Below are 22,583 nucleotides of genomic sequence, written 5' to 3' on the forward strand. Positions count from 1 at the left end.
GCCACGCCGCGCAGCCCGGACAGACGAGCGGGCGTCAGCGGGCCTTGTAGGCGGCGAGCAGACGGTCGGCGTCGGTGGACGGCAGGCGGCGGACGGCCTCGCGGAACGTGACGCCGGAGACGTCGGCGATGTGCCCCTCCACCCATGCCGTCACCCAGGCCGGGTCCTTCTTAGACAGCTCTCGCAGCACCCACCCCAACGCCTTGCGGATGAAGAACTCCTTCTCGTCTACGAGAACGTCCCCGTACCTGGTGAGCCGGTCCAGGTCCGGGCTCCCTGCGCGGACGCCCGGCAGTAGCGCCAGAAGCGACGTGCGCCGTATCCACATGTAGGGATCGTCGACCCACACGTCCAGCACCGCGCCCAGATCCGGGTGGCGGACGACCAGGCGGCCGGCGACCTTCTCGGCGAGATGGTCCACGTGCGCCCAGCTCACCGAGTCGCGGATGAGGCGCTCAGCCACGGCGAGGTCCTCGGGCTCGAGCAGCTCCACGCGCCTGACCAGTACCTCGACGGCGGCCATGCGGGCCTCGTGGACGGGCCGTCCGGCGTCCGTCACGATCCACAGCGCGTCCACGAGCCCGAGCAACTCGTCGCGCGCAGGGGCCGTCCTGACCGCCGACAGGGCGATCTTCCGCAGCACCGGGACGGTCACTCCGATGTGCGCGAAGTCGCTCTTCAGGTAGCGCTTCTCGCTGTCGGCCCGCACCGGGTCCGCCTGGGCGCGCAGCTCGCCCAGGATCCGCGCGGCCTCGCCCTCGGGGTCCATGCGACGACGCTACGCCGCCCGTCCGACATTCCGGCGCTCCCACCGGCGGTCGATCGATCCGGCGTCCACGTTACGTCGCCGGTCTGACATTCCAGCGCTCGCGCTACGGCGCCGCATTCAGCATTTCTCGTCCCTGTTCGTCCAGGTTTGCCAAAGACGCGCCTCTTGTCGGCAATCACCCTTGTTCCAGCGATGACTCCGCTCCCCCGCGCGCCCTCCCCGGGGCGCGCCGCCCCCAAGGAGTTCCATGAAACGCGCTGGAATCGCCACCGTCATCGGCATGCTCGCCGCGTTCACGGCCTACGCGCCCGCAGCCGCCCCCGCCCTCTCCGCCCCCGTCCCGGGCGCGAAGTGCAGCCCCCAGTCGACCGCCGCGCAGGCCCGCGTCCGCGCCGGCTCCCACACCACCGAGCGGCACCAGCCCGGCGCCGCCAAGGCCGCCGCGATGGAGAAGGACTTCCGCAACCGCCTCGGGAGCCTCGCGACCTCCGGGCACCTCAAGGCCGCCGCCACGATGACCGTCCGCGTGCACTTCCAGGTCATCACCAGCGGCAGCACGGGCTCGCTGACCGACGCCACCCTCAACAAGCAGCTCAAGGTCCTCAACGACGCCTACGCGCCGAGCGGCGTCTCCTTCACGCTCGCCTCCATCAAGCGGACGAACAACGCCTCATGGTTCTCCGACCCCGAGGGCAACGAGACCGCGATGAAGAACGCGCTTCACACCGGCGGCACGCAGGACCTCAACCTCTACACCGCCGACCTGGGCGACAGCCTCCTCGGCTGGGCCACGTTCCCCAGCGACTACCGCTCCAAGCCCAAGCTGGACGGCGTCGTCATCCACTACCAGAGCGTCCCGGGCGGCCAGCTCACCAACTACAACCAGGGCGACACGGCCACCCATGAGGTCGGCCACTGGATGGGGCTCTACCACACGTTCCAGGGCGGCTGTAGCGGAAAGGGCGACTACGTCTCCGACACCCCGGCCGAACAGAGCCCCGCCTCGGGCTGCCCCACCGGCCGCGACACGTGCTCCACGTCCGGCCTGGACCCCATCCACAACTTCATGGACTACAGCTACGACTCCTGCATGACCGAGTTCACGCCCGGTCAGACCCAGCGCATGCGCGACCAGTGGGCCGCCTACCGCGCCTGATCCGGCCCGGTTCCGGCGCCGGAGACCCACCCCCTCCGGCGCCGGGCACGCCCCTTCACGGCGCCATACGCGAGTCCACTACGTCATACGCGAGCGAAGGTGTCGGCACTGGTCAGGACGGCATACGCCCATCACAGTCCGCCCAGCTCGGGCGCCCGCCCCGGCAAGGGCGGCTTCACCGCCGAGCCGAAACCCATCTGCCACACCGCCTCCAGCCGTCCGTGAGGCGAACCTGCACAGGCCGATCATCATCGACGAGTTCGCCGCGCAGGCCGCCGTCTCGCCGCGCCTGATCGCGCGCCTGATCGCGCGCCTGATCGGGCGCCTGCTCGCGCGTCTGATCGACCGTCGTCTCGGCACCACGCCGAGCCGATGGCTGCTTCGCCGCAGCGTCCAGGAGGCCGGCGCCCTGCTCGAACGGACGGACGCGACCATCAAGTCCGTCGCCCCGCCCGCCGGGTCCACGGACCCGTCGAACTTCCACCGCCGCTTCGCCGACGAGATCGGCACGACCCCGAGCGCCTGCAGGCGGACATTCTCCGCCCCCTGCCGGGGCATTCCAAGATCATGAGCGGCCCGGCGATGGCCGCGCTGCCGCAAAGACACGCGCCGCCGACCGCGGAGCCGGCGGGAGGTTATCCACAGAATGGCGTTCCACTTCCGCGGCCGTGAGCGGGACGTGAGCATGGGACGCGGTGGGCCTGCCATGAGGTGCCGGCCCGCGGTCCCGGTCCGGAGGCGGGGACGGACCGGACCGCGAACCGGTCAGGTGATCTCGGCAATAGGAAGGTGGAGTGCCGCTGGAGCATTCGCTGGAACGACGGGATTCTTCGGAAGGACGGGGGTGATTCTCCGGTAGGTGTCGCCCGGCTCGGGGCGGGTGTCGGCCTCGCCCCGGTTGGGCCAGAGGGACATCGCGCGTTCGGCCTGCGCGGTGATCGTGAGGGACGGGTTGACGCCGAGGTTGGCGGAGACCGCCGAGCCGTCCACGATGTGCAGGCCGGGGTGCCCGTACACCCGGTGGTAGGCGTCGATGACGCCGGATTCGGCGGAGTCGCCGATGGCGCAGCCACCGAGGAAGTGCGCGGTCATCGGGACGTCGAACAGATCCCCCCAGGTGCCGCCGGCGATCCCGCCGATCTCCTCGCCGATCAGCCGGGTCGCCTGGTGCCCCTCGGGGATCCAGGTGGGGTTCGGCTCCCCGTGCCCCGCGGACGCGCGAACGTCCCAGCCGAACGGGCCCTTCTTCGGGCCGAGCGTGATCGAGTTGTCCCGGGTCTGCATGACCAGCGCGATCACCGTGCGCTCCGACCAGTGGCGCACGTCGAACAGCTGGAGGAGGTCCCGGGGACGGCGCACCGCCTCGCGCGCGAACTTCAGGATCCTGGGGGTGTGCCGCTCACCGGGCCGGTCCCCGTCGATCAGCAGCGTCTGCAGCCCGGCGAGGAGGTTGGACCCGCGGCCGTAGCGGACCGGCTCGATGTGGGTCTCGGGAGTCGGATGGAAGGAGGAGGTGATCGCCACGCCCTTGGAGAAGTCCGGGCCCGGTGTGCCGTTCCCGCGGCCGCCGCCGAGGATGGCCTCGGAGTTCGTGCGGGTCAGCGCGCCGAGCCGGTCGGACAGGCGCGGCAGCAGGCCGGTGCTCTTCAGCTTGTGGAGCAGCTTCTGCGTGCCGTAGGTCCCGGCCGCGAACACCACCTGCTCGGCGGTGAGCGTCCTGCGGTTGCGCCCGAACGAGCCGGTCCGCACGATCTCGACCGCATAGCCGCCGCCCGCCAGCGGCTTCACCGAGGTCACGCGGCTGAGCGGCATCACCCGGGCGCCGGCCTTCTCGGCGAGGTACAGGTAGTTCTCGGTGAGCATGTTCTTCGCGCCGTGGCGGCATCCCACCATGCACTCGCCGCACTCCAGGCAGCCGCGGCGGCGCGGACCGGCGCCGCCGAAGAACGGGTCACCGCTCTCCACGCCCGCACCGCGGCCGAAGTAGACCCCCACCGGGGTCTTGACGAAGGTGCCGCCCGCGCCCATCCGGTCGGCGACCTTCTTCATGACCTTGTCCGCATCGGTCGTGGTCGGGTTCTCCACGACGCCGAGCATCCGCTTGGCCTGGTCGTAGTACGGGGCCAGCTCGTCCTGCCAGTCGGTGATGTGCGCCCACTGCCGGTCCTGGAAGAACGGCGCGGGCGGCACGTACAGCGTGTTGGCGTAGTTGAGCGACCCGCCGCCGACGCCCGCGCCGGCCATCACCAGCACCCGGCTGGACTTCGCACCGCGGATCAGGTGCAGCCGCTGGATCCCGGTGAGGCCGAGCGCGGGCGCCCACAGGTAGCGGGAGACGCGCCAGTTCGTCTTCGGCAGGGCGGGGTACCGTGCGCCGGGCGCGGCGGACGGGGCGGTGTCGAAGCGGCGGCCCGCCTCGATCACGCCGACCCGGTAACCCTTCTCCGTCAGCCGGAGCGCCGAGACGCTGCCGCCGAACCCGGACCCGACGACGAGCACGTCGAAGTCGTGCTTCACGGCCATCCTTACTTGATCCGCAGCTTCTTCATCAGCTTGATGCCGGTGGCCATGAAGTCGGCGAACTTGTCGTAGCCGATCGAGCCGGGCGGCTCGAGGTCCATGATGTGCTGGCTCGCGACGGTCTGCACCTCGGTGAACTTCAGCATGCCCTCGGCGCCGTGCCGGCGGCCCACCCCGGACTGCTTCATCCCGCCCATCGGCGAGTCGTAGGACGCGTAGGCGGCGCCGTACCCGTCGTTGATGTTGACGGTGCCGGCCTGGATCCGGGCGGCGAGCCGGCGCCCCCGCGCGGGGTTCTTCGTCCACACCGAGGCATTCAGCCCGTAGGCGGTGTCGTTGGCGCGGGCGACGACCTCGTCCTCGTCCCGGTACTTGTAGATCGCCACGACGGGGCCGAAGGTCTCGCTGGCGCACAGGTCCATGTCGCCGTTGACGTCGGCGAGGAGGGTCGGCTCGTAGAACAGCGGGCCGATGTCCGGGCGCGCCTTGCCGCCGGCGAGGACGGTCGCGCCCTCCTTGACGGCCTGGTCGACGTGCCGGGTGACCGCGTCCAGCTGGCGCTGGTAGGTCAGCGAACCCATCTCGGCCTCGAAGTCGAGCCCGGTGCCGAGCCGCATGCCCTTGACCAGCTCGACGAGGCGCGGGACGAACCGGTCGTAGACGTCCTCGTGGACGTACATCCGCTCGATCGAGATGCACAGCTGCCCGGCGTTGGTGAAGCACGCCCGGACGGCACCGCGCGCGGTCCGCTCGACGTCGGCGTCCGCCATCACGATCATCGGGTTCTTGCCGCCGAGCTCCAGCGAGTACGAGACCAGCCGGGGCGCGACGCGCTCGGCGATCGCCTTGCCGCCCCGGGTGGAGCCGGTGAACGACACGTAGTCGGCGTTGTCGATCAGCGGGTCGCCGATCTCGCCCGGGTCGCCGACGACGATCTGCCAGATGTCGCGCGGCAGCCCCAGCGCGACCAGCAGGTCCAGGACCCACAGGCTGGACAGGCACGTCTGGGTGTCGGGCTTGTGGATCACCGCGTTGCCGGCCATCAGCGCGGGCGCGATGTCGCTGGCGCCGAGCGCGAACGGGTAGTTCCACGGCGAGATCAGCGCGACGACGCCCTTCGGGTGCCGCAGCTCCTGCACGCGGGTGAGGCCCGGCATCATGCCCTGCCTGCGGTGCGGCTTCAGCAGCTTCCCGGCGCGGCGCGCGTAGTAGAGCGAGCAAAGCGCCACGTCGAGGAACTCCTCCATCGCGTGGCGGCGGGCCTTGCCGGTCTCCAGCTGGATGACGTCCAGGATCTCCTCGCGCCGGTCGACCAGCGCGTCCGCGAGCCGCAGGAACGGCTTGACGCGCTCGCTCACCGGCAGCGCGGCCCATGCGCGCTGCGCCTTGCGGGCCCGCTCGTAGGCGGCCTGGACGTCGTCCGGGCCGGAGACCGGGACCGTCGCGAGCGGTTCGCCCGTGAACGGGCTCGGGATCGTCACCGTCTCGGCGCCGCCCGAGGCGACATGGGAGGCCAGCCGGTCGATCAGGGACTGCGGGAGCTCGTGCTCTGCCTCGCCTTTGGCAGGGACCGTCGGGGATGCCATGCAGGCAGGGTATGACCCCCTGGCCATTTTTGCTACCCGCAGGTAACAGGGCACTTGCCGTGAAATGCCCCACCTTCCATGGGTTTCTCCGTCCAGCAGTGACAACCGCCCACCGAACGGACCGTTCCAACCCCGGCGGAGTTGCGCAACTCCGGGACTGACCGCGTCCGACCGGTGTATTCCGAGAACAGGAGGAGAATCCGGCGCCCATCCCGCCGCTCCCGGACGTTCGCTGCCGCGCGTCAGGAGCGCCGTGGACGCGCGCCATGGCAGCGGAGGGAACAGCACATGAACGACGCCCACGGCGACCTACGGCCCGAGGGTGACCCGACGGACGCGAGCGACCCCCGCACCCCGCGCCCGCCCACCGGCGGCAGCACCACCCCGTCCGCACCCCCCGGCACCCCGGCGAGCACAGCGAGCACCCTCACCCGCGACATGACGCCGGCGAGCGCGTCGTCTCGCAGTGTGGCTTCGGGGCCCGCCCCCGCCGGCTCGGCAACACCCGCGAACGGGGGCCCGGGCGGCTCAGGAACCGGGAGTACGTCCAAGGTCCTCAACGGCCAAGCCGGCGCAGTGAACGGGCTCACCGGAAATTCGCCCCCCGGCAGCAACGGCGGCGGGGCGATCGCCACCGCGGCCCGTCCCGGCGAGGCCCCCGCGGAGGGTACGACCGAGCGCGCCACGGTCCCGCCCGCCAGAGTGGGCGAGTCGGAGGGCGGCCCCCTGCCGCCGGGCGTGCCCGGTGGGACCCCGCCGCCGGGCTTCGGCGCCGGGCCCGCGCCAAAGGAGCCGCGTGCGTGCCAGGAAGGTCGCCAGCCCGCCCGCACGACTGGACGAGCGGGCTATGCGAACGCGCGACAGGAACGCCGCGAGCAGACACGGACCGCCCTGCTCTCGGCCGCCGAGCGCCTGTGGGCGGAACGCGGCATCCACGGCGCCTCGCTCGACGACATCGCCGCGGCGGCCGGGCTCACCAAGGGCGCGGTCTACTCGAACTTCGCCGGCAAAACGGACCTGCTGCTGGCCCTGCTCGAACGCTTCACCAGCGACCGGCTCGGCACGGACGTCTGCGACGAGCTGCGGTCCGCCGACCAGGGGCGCGGCGACGCCGAGCCCGCAGGCCGCAACGCCTCGCGCGACGGCTCCGACGACCGCGCCCGCCGGCTCGCGCTCCTCCTCGTGGAGTTCTGGCTGTACGGCATGCGCGACTACGCGGCGGGCTGGCGGATCGCCGACTGGTATGCCGAACGCCGCGCCCACATGGCCAGCGAACTGCGCGACGTCGACGGCATCGCGCCGACCGAGCGCGCCGCCCTGGCCATGGCGCTCGACTTCGGCCTCGCCTTCCAACACCTGCTCGACCCCGACCGCGTACCCGCCGACCTCTATTCGACGGGCATCGACCTGATGCTGGGCCGCGCCGCCAGCTGACCCCCGAGCAACCCCACCAACGCCCTGAACACCCGGCGGGTGGCCCACCACCCCAGGGCCACCCGCCACCAACCCAAGCCCCCACAGAACCGTCCACAGGACCTTCCCTCTGCCCCCCACCCCCACAACTCGCCGAAACGACCTGCAAGCTGGCCAGGGCCAGCGCCCAAGACCGTCCACAGGCGCTCCACAGGCACTCAGCAGATCGCCGCGCCCACGACTAGCTGCGGCAACCGAAGCCGAGCCGAGGCTACGCAAGACCGTCCACACGAGGCTCCAGGTGCACCCAATGGCCGCCGCACCCGCGACTGGCCGGGGGCAGTCTGAAGGCGGGCTGAGGGCTGCGTAAGGCCACCCGCAGGACGCTGCTGCTGGCCCCCGGCGGGCCGCTGCGCACGCGATCCGCGGGCAGGGCGACTTGAAGGCGTGCGAAGGGCTGTCCTAGACCGGCCGCAGGACGCTCCAGGCCGCCCAGCCGGTCGCCCGCATCACGGACCGGCTGGGGCCTGGGGGCGGGCACAGGGCGTTCAGGGGCGGGAGCTGGGTGCCTCGTTGGCTAGCAGGGTGGTCTGAGGCGGGCTCGGGTGGTGGTCGGGGGCTGGTCGTGGGCGCGATGGTGGGGTGTGGGGTTGCAGGCCCCCGGGGTTGGTCTTTGGGCGGGGGCCTGCGGGTGGGCGGGTCAGATTGCGGTGGGGACGATGTCGGGGGCGCCTCGGCGGCTGGCGTCGGCTTCCTGGTCGTCGTCCTGGGTCTGGGAGGCGCGCTCGGCCTCGACGCGCTTGCGGTAGTACTCGATCTCCCGGTCGCGCTGCTTCTTGGACCAGCCGAGGACGGGCGCGAGGAGGTCGGCGGCCTCCTGGGCGACGCCGACGCCGCGGTCCCACGTCTCGATGGAGATGCGGGTGCGGCGGGCGAGGACGTCGTTGAGGTGGCGGGCGCCCTCGTGGGTGGCGGCGTAGACGACCTCGGCGCGCAGGTAGTCGTCGGCGCCGCTGAGGGGCTTGCCGAGGTCGGGCTTGTCGGAGATGAGCTCGAGCAGGTCGTCGGTGAGGGTGCCGTAGCGGTGCAGGAGGTGCTCGACGCGGGCGACGTGCACGCCGGAGCGGGCGGCGAGGCGGTGGCGGGCGTTCCACATGGCCTGGAAGGCGTCGCCGCCGACGAGCGGGACCCGGTCCGTGCAGGACTCGGGGATCTTGCCGTCGAGGCCGTGGGCGACGGCGTCGATGGCGTCCTTGGCCATGACGCGGTAGGTGGTGTACTTGCCGCCCGCGACCAGGACGAGTCCGGGGACGGGGTGCGCGACGACGTGCTCGCGGGACAGCTTGGACGTCTCCTCGGTCTCGCCGGTGAGCAGCGGCCGCAGGCCCGCGTAGACGCCTTCGACGTCGTCGTGGGTGAGCGGCGTGTTCAGGACGGCGTTGACGTGGTCGAGGACGTACTCGATGTCGGCCTTGGACGCGGCGGGGTGGGCCTTGTCGAGGTCCCAGGCGGTGTCGGTGGTGCCGATGATCCAGTGCCGTCCCCACGGGATGACGAACAGCACGGACTTCTCGGTGCGCAGGATGATCCCGGTCGAGGAGTGGATGCGGTCCTTCGGGACGACGAGGTGGATGCCCTTGGACGCCTTGACGTGGATCTGGCCGCGCCCGCCGACGAGCTCCTGGATGTCGTCGGTCCAGACGCCGGTGGCGTTGACGACCTGCTTGGCGCGGACCTCGCTGGTCGTGTTGCCCTCGAGGTCGCGGATGCGCAGCCCGGTGACGCGCTCGCCCTCGCGCAGGAGGCCGAGGACCTGGGTGCGGGAGGCGATCTGCGCGCCGTACTCGGCGGCGGTCCGCAGCACCGTCATGACGAAGCGGGCGTCGTCGACCTGCGCGTCCCAGTACTGGATGGCACCGGTGAAGGCGTCCTTGCGCAGGGACGGCGCGAGCCGCAGCGCGCCGCGGCGGGTCAGGTGCCGGTGGTGCGGGACGCCGCGCGACATGCCCATCTGCAGCGACAGCAGGTCGTAGAGGGCGACGCCGGCGCCGAAGTAGGCGCGTTCCCACACGTGGTGGGTGGTGGGCAGCAGGAACGGGACGGGACGCACCAGGTGCGGCGCGATCTGCTGGAGCAGCAGGCTGCGTTCGGTGAGCGCCTCGCGGACGAGGTCGAAGTTGTACTGCTCCAGGTAGCGCAGCCCTCCGTGGATCAGCTTGGACGACCGGGACGACGTCCCGGACGCGAAGTCGCGCGCCTCGACGACCGCGACCGTGAGGCCGCGGGTCGCCGCGTCCAGTGCGGCACCGGCGCCGACGATCCCGCCGCCGACGACCACGACGTCGAATTCCTCGCGGCCCATCCGGTCGAGCGCGGCGGCCCGTTCGGCGGGGCCGAGCCGTGAGCTGCCGAGGCCGGTCACCGGTGATCCCGTCATCGCGATTCCCCCCAGATCGGTTCGTTATACGAGCAGTACCTACCCCACAGTAGGGACGGGTCCACCCGCGGAACGCCCGATTCGGCGTGGGGTCGCTCTCAGTCGGTGGACCGGCGCGGCGCCACCACGACCTGTACCCGCTGGAACTCCTTCAACTCCGTGTAGCCGGACGTCGCCATGGCGCGGCGCAGCGCGCCGATCAGGTTCATGGAGCCGTCGGCGACGTGCGAGGGGCCGTGCAGGATCTGCTCGAGGGAGCCGATGGTGCCGAGGTTCAGCCGGGTGCCGCGCGGGACGTCGCCGTGGTGGGCCTCGCTGCCCCAGTGGTAGCCGCGGCCGGGGGACTCGCTGGACCGGGCGAACGGGGAGCCGACCATGACGGCGTCGGAGCCGCAGGCGAACGCCTTGGCGATGTCGCCGCTGTTGGTCATGCCGCCGTCGGCGATGACGTGCACGTACCGGCCGCCGGACTCGTCCATGTAGTCGCGGCGGGCGGCGGCGACGTCGGCGACGGCGGTGGCCATCGGGACGGCGACGCCGAGGACGGTGCGGGTGGTGTGCCCGGAGCCGCCGCCGAACCCGACGAGGACGCCGGCGGCGCCGGTGCGCATCAGGTGCAGCGCGGCGGTGTAGGTGGAGCAGCCGCCGACGATGACGGGGACGTCGAGGTCGTAGATGAACTGCTTGAGGTTCAGCGGCTCGGCGCGCCCGGACACGTGCTCGGCGGACACGGTGGTGCCGCGGATGACGAACAGGTCGACGCCTGCGTCGATGACGGCCTTGTGGAACTGGGCGGTGCGCTGCGGGGACAGCCGCGCCGCGACGGTGACGCCGGCGTCGCGGATCTCCTGGATCCGGCGGCCGATCAGCTCTTCCTTGATCGGCGCGGTGTAGATCTCCTGGAGCCGCTGCGTGGCGCGGGCGTCGTCCAGCTGGGTGATCTCGGCGAGCAGCGGCTCGGGGTCCTCGTAGCGGGTCCAGAGCCCTTCGAGGTCGAGCACGGCGAGGCCGTCCATCCGGCCCATGGCGATCGCGACGGCCGGGCTGACGACGCTGTCCATCGGCGCGACGACCAGCGGCATCTCGAACCGGTAGGCGTCGATCTGCCAGGCGACGCTGACCTCCTCGGGGTCGCGCGTGCGGCGCGACGGGACGATGCCGATGTCGTCGAAGGCGTACGCCCGCCGACCGCTCTTGCCCCGGCCGATCTCCACCTCAGCAGCCACTGCGCCCTTCCTCCACCTCGCGGACAAGCGTGGTGTTCCCGCCGTCGGCGGGAACAAGCCCCGCAAGAGCTTACGGCAGGTGGCGGCGCGCCCCGCGACCAGGACGGATCCCGTCCCGGCCGGGGCGTGCGAAGGGGGCGGGTCAGCGGCCCTGGTAGTTGGGGGCCTCGACGGTCATCTGGATGTCGTGCGGGTGGCTCTCGCGCAGGCCGGCGGGGCTGATCCGCATGAGCTGGCCGCGTTCCTGCAGCTCGGGGATGGTGCGGGTGCCGGCGTACCACATGGACTGGTGCAGGCCGCCGACGAGCTGGTGGGCGACGTTGGCGAGCGGACCGCGGTAGGGCACCTGGCCTTCGACGCCTTCGGGGATGAGCTTCTCCTCGGCGGAGACGTCGGCCTGGGCGTAGCGGTCCTTGGAGTAGGACGCGCCGCGCTCGCGGTTGCGCATCGCGCCGAGCGAGCCCATGCCGCGGTACGACTTGTACTGCTTGCCGTGCACGAAGATCAGCTCGCCGGGGGACTCCTCGACGCCGGCGAGCAGGCTGCCGAGCATCACCGTGTCGGCGCCGGCGACGAGCGCCTTGGCGATGTCGCCGGAGTACTGCAGGCCGCCGTCGCCGATCACCGGGACGCCGGCCTCCTTGGCGGCGCGGGCCGCCTCGAAGATCGCGGTGAGCTGCGGGACGCCGACGCCGGCGACGATCCGGGTGGTGCAGATCGAGCCGGGCCCGACGCCGACCTTGACCGCGTCGGCGCCCGCGTCGATCAGCAGCTTCGCGCCCGCGTAGGTGGCGACGTTCCCCCCGACGACCTGTACGGACGCGTTGGTCTTGATCGTGGCGATGGTGTCGGCGACGCCCTTGGAGTGGCCGTGCGCGGTGTCCACGACGACCACGTCGGTGCCGGCGTCGATGAGCGCCTGCGCGCGCTTGATGGCGTCGTCGCCGACGCCGACCGCGGCGGCGACGAGCAGCCGGCCGTCGGCGTCCTTGGTGGAGTCGGGGTACTGCTCGCTCTTGGTGAAGTCCTTGGTGGTGATCAGGCCCTTGAGGCGGCCGTCGGCGTCGACCAGCGGGAGCTTCTCCACCTTGTTGCCCGCCAGCAGCCGGAACGCCTCGTCGCGCGACACGTCCACCGGCGCGGTGACCAGCGGCATCGGGGTCATGACCTCGCGCACCGGACGGGAAAGGTCGGACTCGAAGCGCATGTCGCGGTTCGTCACGATGCCGACCAGCACGCCCCGTACGTCCGTCACGGGCACGCCGGAGATCCGGTAGCGGGCGCACAGCGCCTCGACGTCGGCAAGGGTCGCGTCCGGCAGGCACGTCACCGGGTTGGTGATCATCCCGGCCTCGGACCGCTTCACCCGGTCGGCCTTGCCGGCCTGCTCCTCGATCGACATGTTGCGGTGCAGCACACCGATGCCGCCCTGCCGTGCCATCGCGACCGCCGTGCGGGCCTCCGTCACCGTGTCCATCGCCGCCGACACCAGCGGGATCCGCAGCGAGATCTCCCGGGTCAGCCGGGTGGTGGTGTCGGCCTCCCCCGGCTGCAGGTCCGAGTAGCCCGGCAGCAGCAGCACGTCGTCGAAGGTCAGGCCCTGCGGGAGGAATTTGGCGGGCTCGGCGGCGGGGTTCATGGTTGCCTTCCGTAGTGGTGGCGGTATCCGGCCAGGTCACGGCGACCCTGTCCCCATGGTAGGCCGTGGTTCCCTATCGGGACGGGCGGTTGCGGACACCGGGCACGTGGCCTTGATGACACCGCGTAACGCGCGCCGGACGGGCCCGCATTCCCCTGCGCGACGGGTGTTCCGCGCCTCCCGCGGACGCGGCGGCGGACACGGAAAGTGATTGTTCGCGCACAGAGGAGAGCGGGGGGTGCACCTGGCGGGGCGGCGCGCAGTAGCGTAAGGGTGTGCACGACGATGCCCCGCTCGACCCGTTCGCCGGCGATCCGGAGGATCCGGCGGCGTCGCTCGGCGACCCCGGCGAGGACGCCGCGCCGCTGAGCGTCGCCGAGCGCGAGGACGTGCTGGCCGACCTCGCCGACCTGGAGGTCTTCCGGGCGCTGCTGGAGCCGCTCGGGGTGCGCGGGCTCACCGTCGACTGCGCCGACTGCGGCAAGCTGCACTACATCGACTGGGAGCTGCTGCACGGGAATCTGCGCCACCTGCTCGACCAGGGGCTGCCCCGGGTGCACGAGCCCGCCCTGTCCCCCGACCCCGTCGACTACGTGAGCTGGGAGTACGCCCGCGGGTACGTCGACGGCGTGATCGACAGCGAAGAGGGCCGCGACGAGAACTGACCCGGCGGGTCCATCGAGCACGGCGGCTACGGCCGCCGACTCGACCGCGGCCAGGGCGACTCCGAAGCTCTAGTCGGACGAGCCGGTGTCCGGGCGTCCGTCGAACTCGCGGGCCCACTCGGTCTGCGGTGCGCCGGACCGGTCACGTCCGAGCCTGCCCTCGCGCACCGAGGTCGCCAGCACCTCGCAGATGAGGCGCACGCCGAGCAGGCTGGTGACGTCGGAGGAGTCGTAGGGCGGGGAGACCTCGACGACCTCCATGCCCAGAAGCCCCTCGGCGGCGACGGCCCGCACCAGCTTGAGCGCTTCGCGCGGGTACAGGCCGCCCGGCTCCGGCCAGCCGGTGCCCGGCGCGAAGCCGGGGTCGACGGCATCGATGTCGAAGGACAGGAAGACGCCCTCCACGCCGTTGCTCCAGGCGACCTCGAGGGCGAGTTCCGCGGCCTTGTCCTCGCCCATGCGCTCGACGTCCTCCGTGGTCATCACGAGGGTGCCGCCCTTGCGCGCCTCGTCGACGCCGGGACGCGGGACCTGCCAGCCGCCGATGCCGATCTGCACCAGGTTCCCCATGTCGAAGTGGTACTCGTGCGCGGCCCAGTACCAGGGGGTGGTGTGCATCCGCTCGTCGAGGTCGAGCCTCTGGGTGTCCAGGTGCCGGTCGAAGTGGATGACGCCCATCTTGCGGCCGAAGGCGTTCATCACCCCGCGCAAGGTCGGGAAGCCGATCGAGTGGTCGCCGCCGAGGATCACCGGAAAGGCGCCGGCCTCGACCAGGTGCTGGACGCCCTTGGTGATCTGGTCGAACGACTTCTCCAGGTTGCCCGGGGTGATGAAGATGTCGCCGACATCGACCATGTCGAGCTGTTCGCGCAGGTCGATGCCCATCTCGTAGTAGTAGGGCGAGTACAGCGCGGAGATCCGGCGCATCGCCTCGGGGCCGAAGCGGGGACCGGGCCGGTAGGTGGCGCCGGTGTCCAGCGGCACCCCCACGACGGCGACCTCGTGGCCGGCGACCTGGTTGACGTCCTCCAGGAAGGGCGCTCTGAGGAAGGTGTCGATGCCGGAGAAGTGCGGCAGTTCGCCGCGCTGGAAGGTGGACGCGACCTCCTTCTCCTCGATGGAGTCGGCGGGCGGCAGTCCGTGCGCGTGAATGCGCCTCAGTTCCTCCTGGTGCCGACGGTCGGTCAACTCCGTCTCGTACCGTTTGGCCTTCTCGCCCTGCAGGTCGGCGATGCGCTCGTCCCGGCTCCCCTCCGCCGTGGGCTCGTCGGGTCCAGGCATCACAACCCCGCTTCCAGGTGGTGGATGGTCCGCAGGTCTCCGTCACCACTCCCCGGCGTGCGTCCCGGCAAAGGCCCACGGGAGCAAAAGCGCGGTCAGGATTGCTCGCGGATCACCCGCCGCCCTAGGGCTCTGTGCCGGGGTTCTCGTACTGGGCGAGGCGTCTCTCCGCGCGCTTGCGGATGTCCTCGATGGTGCGGCGCGGGTCGCCGTCGGACGGCGGCGCCGGGAGGACCGGGCGGATCGCCGGGACGGCGGGCGAGGTGTCCGGGCGCTTCGGCGCGGACCGGCGCGGGCGGTCGGGGGTGCGGAGCAGGTGCTCCAGGTGGCGCTTGATGCGGTCGTAGTCCTGCCGGCCGGGGTCTTCGGCGGCGGGCGCCTTGGCCGCGGGACGGTCGGGAGCGGGCGCCGAGGGCGGGGACGCCGGCGCGGGGGAAGCCGTGCGCGGGACGGGCCGGGTGCCCTCGGCGGTGTCCTTGGCGTGCGGTTCGGCGGGCCCCGACACGCCGGTGCCGGCGGGCGGTGACGCCGCGGCGCGCTCGGTGATGCCGCTGCCCGCGGCGGCGACGCCGGTGCTGGCGAGCACGGCGCCGGCGACGCCGAGCGCGACGATCGTGCGGGGGCCGCGGCGGCGCGGGCCCGGCCCGGGCGCGGTCGGCGGTGTGCGCGGTCCGGGTTCGGCGGGGCCGGCGGCGTCGCGTCCGGCGTCCTGGTCGTCGACGTCGGCGATCAGCGCGCGCAGCAGCCGGACGGCGGGGTCGGCCGCGGCCTCGTCGCCGTCGTCGGCGGCGCGGGCGCGCTCCCCGGCGCCCCGGCCCACCGCAGGACGTTCGGTCCCGGGACGGTCGGCGGCAGGACGTTCAGTCGCGGGGCGGGCGGTGGAGGCGGCAGCGCGCCGCGCCGCCAGCGCGTCGATGATCGCGTCGGTACGGCGCACCGCGCCGAGGTCGGCGAGCAGGGTGACCGCCGGGGCCGGCGGCCGGCTCCCCGGCTCGCGGGTCCCGCCGGAGTTCGAAGGCCCGACCGGATCCGGGGCGCCAGGGCTCCGCTCCGTCAAGCGATCGACTCCTCTCTGGCCATCGCGCGGAGCCGGGCCAGGGCCCGGTGCTGCGCGACCCGTACCGCCCCCGCGGACATGCCCAGCACATTACCGGTCTCCTCCGCCGACAGGCCCGCCACCACGCGCAGCAGCACCAGCTCGCGCTGGTGCTCGGGAAGCCGCGTGAGCAGGTCGCGGGCGCGCTGCGCCTCGATGTAGCGGACCACCGTCTCCTCGGGTCCCGGACGGTCGTCCGGGCCGTCGGGCAGGTCCTCGGTGGGCACGGCCGCGCGGACCGCGCTGCGCAGCGCGTCGGCGATCTTGTGCGCGGCGATGCCGAAGACGAAGGACGCGAACGGGCGCCCCATGTCGCGGTAGCGGGGCAGCGCCGACAGCACCGCGATGCAGACCTCCTGGGCCACGTCGTCGGCGATGTGGTACTGCCCGGAGACCCGGCCGAGGCGGGCGCGGCAGTAGCGCACGATCATCGGGCGGACCTCGGCGATCAGCACCTCGATCGCGCCCGGGTCGCCCTGGACGGCGAGGTTCGCCAGTTCCCGGAGGTCGCCGTCGCCCTCGTTCGCGGCGCGGAGCACGCGCATGCGGCGGCCGGTGTCGTGGTGCGGCGGAGGGGCCGGTCCCCCCGAGGGTTCCATAGCGCGCGCGGTCATGGTCCCGGCGTAGCTTCCCTCGGTCACGTCAAGCATGATGCCCAGCACCGCCGGGCGTGTCGCCACTGTCGTCGGCAACGGAATGGTCACAGTGCGGGGACGAGCCCGGAAATACCACGCATTGCTGTCAGCCGACCGCCCAGAGTGCCGATCCGATCCGCTCCGCGCCGCGGAAACGGCGCCGCGAGGAAGATCATCGGCGCCGGGGCCCCGAAACGGCGCGTCCCGGAAACGGCGAGCCTCCCGTAACGGCGAAGGCCCCCGTCCGGTACCGGACGGGGGCCTCGGTGATCTCCGCGGCGGGCGAGCCGCTCGCCCGCCGAGATCGGACGATCAGTGGCCGTGCCCGTGCCCGTGGCCGCCGGCCGCCGGCTCCTCCTCCTCGGGCTTGTCCACGACGAGCGCCTCGGTGGTGAGCAGCATGCCGGCGATCGACGCGGCGTTGGTGACGGCCGAACGGGTCACCTTGACCGGGTCGATGACGCCCTGGGCGATCAGGTCGCCGTACTCGCCGGACGCGGCGTTGTAGCCGTGCCCCGGCTGCAGCTCCTGCACCTTGGAGACGACGACGTAGCCCTCCTGGCCGGCGTTCTCGGAGATCCAGCGCAGCGGCTCCACCAGCGCGCGGCGCACCGCGTCCGCGCCGGTGGCCTCGTCGCCGGACAGGCCGAGGGCGTCGAAGCCCTCCTTGGCCACGTGCACCAGCGCGCTGCCGCCGCCGGACACGATGCCCTCCTCGATCGCCGCGCGGGTCGCCGAGATGGCGTCCTCGAGGCGGTGCTTCTTCTCCTTCAGCTCCACCTCGGTGGCGGCGCCGACGCGCAGCACGCAGACCCCGCCGGCCAGCTTGGCCAGGCGCTCCTGCAGCTTCTCGCGGTCCCAGTCGGAGTCGGAGTTCTCGATCTCGACCTTGATCTGGTTGACCCGCGCGGTGATCTCGTCCGCGGAGCCCTCACCGTCGACGACGGTGGTGGCGTCCTTGGTGACGGTGATGCGGCGGGCGCGGCCGAGGTCCTCGAGCCCGATCGAGTCGAGCTTGAGGCCGATGGCCTCGCTGACGACCTGGCCGCCGGTGAGGGTGGCCATGTCGCCCAGCATCGCCTTGCGGCGGTCGCCGAAGCCCGGCGCCTTGACGGCGACGGAGGTGAAGGTGCCGCGGATCTTGTTGGCGACGAGCAGCGCCAGGGCCTCGCCCTCGACGTCCTCGGCCACGACCAGCAGCGGCTTCTTGGTCTGGGCGACCTTCTCCGCCAGCGGCAGGAACTCCTGCACGTTGGAGATCTTGCCGTCCACGATCAGCACGTAGGCGTCGTCGAGGACGGCCTCCATGCGCTCGGGGTCGGTGACCATGTGCGGCGACAGGTAGCCCTTGTCGAACTGGAGGCCCTCGGTGAACTCCAGCTCGAGGCCCATGGTGTGGGCCTCCTCGACGGTGATGACGCCGTCCTTGCCGACCTTGTCGAACGCCTCGGCGATCAGCTCGCCGATCTGCGCGTCCTGCGCCGAGATGGTGGCGACGTGCGCGATCTCGCCCTTCTCGTCGACCTCGCGGGCCGACTTCAGGAGCTGGTCGGACACGTACTGGGCGGCGGCGTCGATGCCGCGCTTGAGGCTCAGCGGCGAGGCGCCGGCGGCCACGTTGCGGGTGCCCTCCCGGACCATCGCCTGGGCGAGGACGGTCGCGGTGGTGGTGCCGTCGCCCGCGATGTCGTTGGTCTTGGTCGCCACTTCCTTGGCGAGCTGGGCCCCGAGGTTCTCGTAGGGGTCCTCCAGCTCCACCTCGCGGGCGATGGTGACGCCGTCGTTGGTGATGGTCGGCGCGCCGAACTTCTTGTCGATGACGACGTTGCGGCCGCGCGGGCCGATCGTCACCTTGACGGCGTCCGCGAGAGCGTTGACGCCGCGCTCAAGAGCCCGGCGAGCGTCCTCCTCGAACTCCAGGATCTTCGCCATGGGGTTTCTCCTATGTCACGCGATCCGCCCCGGCCGCCCCGCCGGTGGGCGGCGCGGGCCGGGGCGGGCGCATCACGTCTCGGTGATTACTTCTCGATGACCGCGAGCACGTCGCGGGCCGAGAGGACGAGGTAGTCCTCGCCGTTGTACTTGACCTCGGTGCCGCCGTACTTGCTGTAGAGCACGACCTCGCCGACCTTGACGTCGACGGGGACGCGGTCGCCCTTGTCGTCGACGCGGCCCGGGCCGACGGCCAGGACGGTGCCCTCCTGCGGCTTCTCCTTGGCGGTGTCCGGGATCACCAGGCCGGAGGCGGTGGTGGTCTCGGCCTCAAGCGGCTGGACGACGATGCGGTCCTCGAGCGGCTTGAGAACAACCTTGGTGGCGGTCGTCACGATCTGACCTCCCCTTCGATTGGTCCTCGGCGGCCATGAGCGGCCGCCGGCACATGTGACAGAGAGAGGCGACCCTGGACCGGCCTGTCGTCGCGGGTGCCAGACCGACCTTGTCGCTGTGTTGGCACTCTCGCGGTGAGAGTGCCAGTCAGTGAGACTATGCCGTGCCCGTTGACCCGTCAACACGGACACGGAGGCGCGCCCCGCGGCGTTCCGGACCGTTCACCCGGAGATCACCGGAACGCCCCGGCCGCTACCGTCCAGGCATGGACATCGCGGCGTTCCGGGAGCTGCTCACCCCGCCCGGCCAGGCACTCCTCGCGGAAGCGGGCGAAGCGGACGTCTCGGAGGCCGGGCTGCTCGGCACCGCGTCGCGGCTGCGCGAGCGGTACGGCGCGGACGTCGTGGGGGCGGCGCTGACGCAGGTGCGGCTGCGGCGGCGCGCGGAGGCCAAGTTCGGTTCCGACGCGGCCCGCATGTACTTCACCCAGGCCGGCTTGGAGCAGTCGACACGTGCGGGCGTGGCGGCGCATCGCGCTCGGCGGTTCGCCTCCGGGTTGCCCGCGGGCGCGCGTGTTCTGGAACTGGGGTGTGGCATCGGCGCCGACCTTATGGCGCGTTCCCGCATGGGTCTTACCGGCGACGGTGTGGAACGCGACCCATTGACGGCCGAGGTGGCCGAAGCCAACGTGACGGCTTTCGACTTGGGCGGCCTCGCGCGCGTGCGCGTAGGCGACGCTCTGGACGAGACCCCGGACGGGTACGACGCCGTCTTCGCCGACCCGGGCCGCCGCACAGCCCGGGGCCGCGTCTTCGACCCGCGCTCCTACGAGCCGCCGCTCGACGCCGTCCTCGACCTAGCCGGACGGACGCCCGCCGCGTGCGTCAAGGTCGCGCCCGGCATCCCGCACGAGGCCGTTCCGGACGGCGCGGAGGCGGAGTGGGTGTCGGTCGGCGGCGACGTGAAGGAGGCCGCATTGTGGCTGGGCCGCCTCGCGGGGGACGTCGGCCGCCGCGCCACGCTCCTGCCGGCCGGCGGCCCCGCCGCCGGGCAGGCGGTCACGCTGACCCCGGCGGGACTGGACGACCCGGACGTCCGCCCCTGGGGCCGCTACCTCTACGAACCGGACGGTGCCGTCATCCGGGCGCATCTCGTCGCGGAGGTCGCCGAGCTGGTCGGCGGTGGCCTCGCCGATCCGCACATCGCCTACGTCACGTCCGACGAGCTGCGCCCGACGCCGTTCGCGTCCGCGTACGAGATCGACGAGGTGCTGCCGTTCTCGGTGAAGCGGCTCAAGGCCGAGCTGCGGCGCCGCGGGGCGGGCGTGCTGACCGTCAAGAAGCGGGGGTCGGCCGTCGACGTGGACCGGCTGCGCCGCGATCTCGGCTTCGGCGGCCGCCGGGGCGGGTACGGCGGCGCCGAGGCCACGGTGGTGGTGACGCGGGTCGGCAAGGACCCGGTCGCGCTGCTCGCCCGCCCCGTGCGGGCGGTCGCCGACCCGCCCGCGCCGGGCCGCGCCCGTTAAACGGTCCAAAGATCTTCCGCGCGGCACCGCAACGCCAAGGACGTCCGCGCGACGCACCATGCCCGTGCAAATCATTCGCACTTTCCGGCATTGCGTTCACCAGGGTTTCCGGGGACTCGGCAAGGGGAGCGCGGTGCCACGCGAATCGGTGCAGAGAGATCAACGGGCGGGGAATCACCAAGGCGGGTTCAGCGGCCGGGTCCCGGGCTCCCGCGAATACCGGCGCAAAATGGCGGCGGAACGGGAACGGCGCGGGCCCGGACGCACGGCCGCGCGCCGGCGCGCCGCGCCGGGAGGGCGGCTCGGGAACTGCCGATGTTGGACGAGATGTACGGACAGAGCCCCCGCCGCGGGCGGTCCGGCGGCGTCCGGGCGCGGCCTCGGCGACGGAACGGACCACCACGAGCACCGTGAAGCGCTCAAGCCATACAAATCGGCTTATGGCTGGCGCTCACCGTCAATTCGCGCCAACGGGATAACAGGCGCATTCCGCAGAACCCGCGACGTTCCCTGCTACCCGTTATAGCCGCGCTTCACACGCACTACAGTGGCGACTTCACGATTCATTGCCGTGCGCCATTTCGACGCGTCCGGCACACGAAGGAGCATCGGGTGGAAACGAATCACAACTTCCTGCAGACGGGGGGTCAACCGGTCTCGGATCGGATGCGGGAGTTGCTCGCCCGTGCGGCGCAGGACCACGTCTATGAACAGCGCTCACAGGGTCAGGTCCTGGACGAGATCCGCCAGCGGCTGGAGGGTATGGAGTGGCTGCTCCGCGAGGTCCGCGAGCGCGAGCTCAGCGGGCTGACCGGGCAGCTGGACAGCGTCCGCGGCCAGGTCGACGAGCTGGTCGGCAAGCCCCCCGAATGGGCCGAGGGGCTGGCCGAGCACATCGACGGCCTCGGCGAGCGGGTCAAGCCGGTCGCCGAGCTGCCGGCGCTGTGGGCCGACGTCGGCGTCGTCGCCGAGAACGTCGACGAGGGCCTGACCCGGATCCAGGCCGTCCTCGACTCCGCGCAGCACATCACCGACGCCACGCAGCAGGCGTCGCAGCGCATGGAGGAGATGACCAAGCGGCTGGACAAGCTCCAGGGCAGCATGGAGGCCGCGTCCGTCCGCTTCAACCGGCTGGACAAGTCGCTGGCCGAGCTCGGGCACCGCTCCGAGCGGCTGGAGCACTCGATCACCGGTGTCACGGCGCGGGTCGACCAGTCGCTCGGCGAGATGGCCGAGCGGATGGAGCAGGGCCTCGAGGCGGTCAACGGCCGGGTCGAGGGCGTCGGCGGCCGGCTGGACGGGCTCGACGGCCGGCTGGACGGCGTCGACGGGCGGCTCGAGGGCGTGTCGGGCAAGCTGGAGGGGCTGGACGGCCGGTTCGAGAGCATCGACGGCCGCATCGACGGCGTGGGCGAGCGGATCGGCCGGCTCCCGGCCACGCTGGAGATCGCCGAGATGCACCGCGTGCTGGGCGAGCTGGCGCGGCGCCCGCCGATGGACCACAGCGACCGGTTCGACGCCCTGGAGAAGCACCTGGCCGACGCGGTCGACCCGCTGATCGAAGAGCTGCGCGCCCGCCCGGACCGCGACGAGGTCAAGGCCACGATGTCGCAGATCGCCGAGACGGCCTACAGCGACGTCGCCAAGCGCATGGACGAGTTCTCCCGCCGGTTCGAGGACGTGCACGACGACGTCCGCAAGCGGATCGAGGGGATCCACGAGGAGGTCGCCAAGCGCGTCGACGTGGCGCTGGAGGAGTTCACCGCGCAGGTCGACCTCGTCTCCCGCCGGATGGAGTCGGTGCACGCCGACGTCACCAAGCAGGTCGAGTCGGTGCACAGCGAGGTGGTGCGGCAGGTGAGCGGGGTGCACGACGACTTCGGCAAGCGGATCGGCGACATCCACGAGGACGTCAGCCGGCAGGTCGGCGCGATCCACGAGGGCGTCGCCAAGCAGGTCGCCGGGATGCAGGAGGACGTGGCCCGGCAGGTCGGCGGCGCGCAGGAGGAGTTCGGCCGCCGGGTGGACGGGGTGCAGGACGAGGTGACGCGCCGGGCCGAGGCGGTGCAGGCCGAGTTCGTCAAGCGGTTCACCCGCGTGGAGGACGAGGTGGGCCGGAAGGTCGACGGCGTCCACGACGATGTGTCCAAGCAGGTCAACGCGGTGCATGAGGACGTGCTGAAGCGGCTGTCCACGCTGGAGGAGACGATGCTCGCGCTGGCGGAGGCGCTGCTGCGCCCCCGCCGCGACGGCAAGGACTGACGGCCGGGACGGGGCCCGGGAAGGCATGGCGGGCGGGGTCGCGCA

17 protein-coding genes are annotated in these 22,583 nt (G+C 72.1%); 6 read left to right on the forward strand and 11 right to left on the reverse strand.

Translation table 11 applies throughout. The features are described from left to right. Positions 1-34 precede the first annotated feature (34 nt). Positions 35-769 (reverse strand): DNA alkylation repair protein, encoded by a 735-nt coding sequence (locus tag J4709_RS36045; protein WP_208247747.1) that lies wholly within the window; start codon positions 767-769, stop codon positions 35-37. A gap of 247 nt (positions 770-1,016) precedes the next feature. Between J4709_RS36045 and J4709_RS36050 the strand changes: the two genes are divergently transcribed. Next, on the forward strand, positions 1,017-1,925 hold the full coding sequence (locus tag J4709_RS36050; RefSeq protein ID WP_208247749.1) for a zinc metalloprotease: 909 nt from the start codon (positions 1,017-1,019) through the stop codon (positions 1,923-1,925). 325 nt (positions 1,926-2,250) lie between these two features. Then, on the forward strand, positions 2,251-2,496 hold the full coding sequence (locus tag J4709_RS56230) for a helix-turn-helix domain-containing protein (RefSeq protein WP_372442195.1): 246 nt from the start codon (positions 2,251-2,253) through the stop codon (positions 2,494-2,496). A 194-nt stretch (positions 2,497-2,690) separates the two neighbouring features. On the opposite strand, the gene J4709_RS36060 is transcribed toward J4709_RS56230, so the two are convergent. Then, positions 2,691-4,448, reverse strand: coding sequence for a GMC oxidoreductase (locus tag J4709_RS36060; RefSeq protein WP_232384553.1), 1,758 nt, complete (start codon positions 4,446-4,448; stop codon positions 2,691-2,693). A 2-nt stretch (positions 4,449-4,450) separates the two neighbouring features. Continuing rightward, the gene (locus J4709_RS36065) at positions 4,451-6,031 is read right to left on the reverse strand and encodes a succinic semialdehyde dehydrogenase (RefSeq protein WP_208247752.1); all 1,581 of its coding nucleotides are present in this window, start codon (positions 6,029-6,031) and stop codon (positions 4,451-4,453) included. Between the two features lie 576 nt (positions 6,032-6,607). Here J4709_RS36065 and J4709_RS36070 point away from each other — a divergent pair. Continuing rightward, positions 6,608-7,465 carry a TetR/AcrR family transcriptional regulator gene (locus J4709_RS36070; RefSeq protein WP_307801850.1) on the forward strand — a complete coding sequence of 286 codons (858 nt, stop codon included), beginning with the start codon at positions 6,608-6,610 and terminating at the stop codon, positions 7,463-7,465. Positions 7,466-8,144: 679 nt separating this feature from the next. On the opposite strand, the gene glpD is transcribed toward J4709_RS36070, so the two are convergent. The 3 genes from glpD to guaB all read right to left on the reverse strand — a co-directional run bounded on the left by glpD (position 8,145) and on the right by guaB (position 12,746). Further along, entirely contained in the window at positions 8,145-9,881 is a 1,737-nt protein-coding gene (glpD, locus tag J4709_RS36075; protein WP_208247753.1) for a glycerol-3-phosphate dehydrogenase, read from the reverse strand. Positions 9,882-9,979: 98 nt separating this feature from the next. Then, a complete protein-coding gene (locus tag J4709_RS36080) occupies positions 9,980-11,095 on the reverse strand; it encodes a GuaB3 family IMP dehydrogenase-related protein (RefSeq protein WP_208247808.1) in 1,116 nt (371 codons plus the stop codon). Between the two features lie 154 nt (positions 11,096-11,249). Beyond that, entirely contained in the window at positions 11,250-12,746 is a 1,497-nt protein-coding gene (gene guaB / locus J4709_RS36085; RefSeq protein ID WP_173098617.1) for an IMP dehydrogenase, read from the reverse strand. Positions 12,747-13,021: 275 nt separating this feature from the next. Between guaB and J4709_RS36090 the strand changes: the two genes are divergently transcribed. Beyond that, complete coding sequence (locus J4709_RS36090) at positions 13,022-13,411, forward strand: DUF5319 domain-containing protein (RefSeq protein ID WP_151545009.1); 390 nt, start codon at positions 13,022-13,024, stop codon at positions 13,409-13,411. Between the two features lie 69 nt (positions 13,412-13,480). Here the strand turns inward: J4709_RS36090 and speB are convergent, their stop codons facing one another. The 5 genes from speB to groES form a co-directional block, all read right to left on the reverse strand. Next, positions 13,481-14,692 (reverse strand): agmatinase, encoded by a 1,212-nt coding sequence (speB, locus tag J4709_RS36095; protein WP_208247754.1) that lies wholly within the window; start codon positions 14,690-14,692, stop codon positions 13,481-13,483. 124 nt (positions 14,693-14,816) lie between these two features. Further along, entirely contained in the window at positions 14,817-15,749 is a 933-nt protein-coding gene (locus J4709_RS36100; RefSeq protein ID WP_208247755.1) for a hypothetical protein, read from the reverse strand. Beyond that, positions 15,746-16,333, reverse strand: a complete 588-nt coding sequence (locus tag J4709_RS36105; RefSeq protein ID WP_208247810.1) for a sigma-70 family RNA polymerase sigma factor — start codon at positions 16,331-16,333, stop codon at positions 15,746-15,748. The genes J4709_RS36100 and J4709_RS36105 overlap by 4 nt, the downstream gene beginning before the upstream one ends. A gap of 402 nt (positions 16,334-16,735) precedes the next feature. Beyond that, complete coding sequence (gene groL, locus J4709_RS36110) at positions 16,736-18,355, reverse strand: chaperonin GroEL (protein ID WP_208247756.1); 1,620 nt, start codon at positions 18,353-18,355, stop codon at positions 16,736-16,738. Between the two features lie 86 nt (positions 18,356-18,441). Then, positions 18,442-18,750, reverse strand: coding sequence for a co-chaperone GroES (gene groES / locus J4709_RS36115; RefSeq protein ID WP_151542705.1), 309 nt, complete (start codon positions 18,748-18,750; stop codon positions 18,442-18,444). Between the two features lie 266 nt (positions 18,751-19,016). Between groES and J4709_RS36120 the strand changes: the two genes are divergently transcribed. Continuing rightward, positions 19,017-20,276 (forward strand): DUF8688 domain-containing protein, encoded by a 1,260-nt coding sequence (locus J4709_RS36120; RefSeq protein WP_208247758.1) that lies wholly within the window; start codon positions 19,017-19,019, stop codon positions 20,274-20,276. Between the two features lie 612 nt (positions 20,277-20,888). Beyond that, positions 20,889-22,538 (forward strand): hypothetical protein, encoded by a 1,650-nt coding sequence (locus tag J4709_RS36125; protein ID WP_307801851.1) that lies wholly within the window; start codon positions 20,889-20,891, stop codon positions 22,536-22,538. The last annotated feature ends 45 nt before the right edge of the window (positions 22,539-22,583 follow it).

Origin of the sequence: Actinomadura violacea (genome assembly GCF_017573465.1) — a bacterium.
Classification (GTDB): domain Bacteria; phylum Actinomycetota; class Actinomycetes; order Streptosporangiales; family Streptosporangiaceae; genus Spirillospora; species Spirillospora violacea.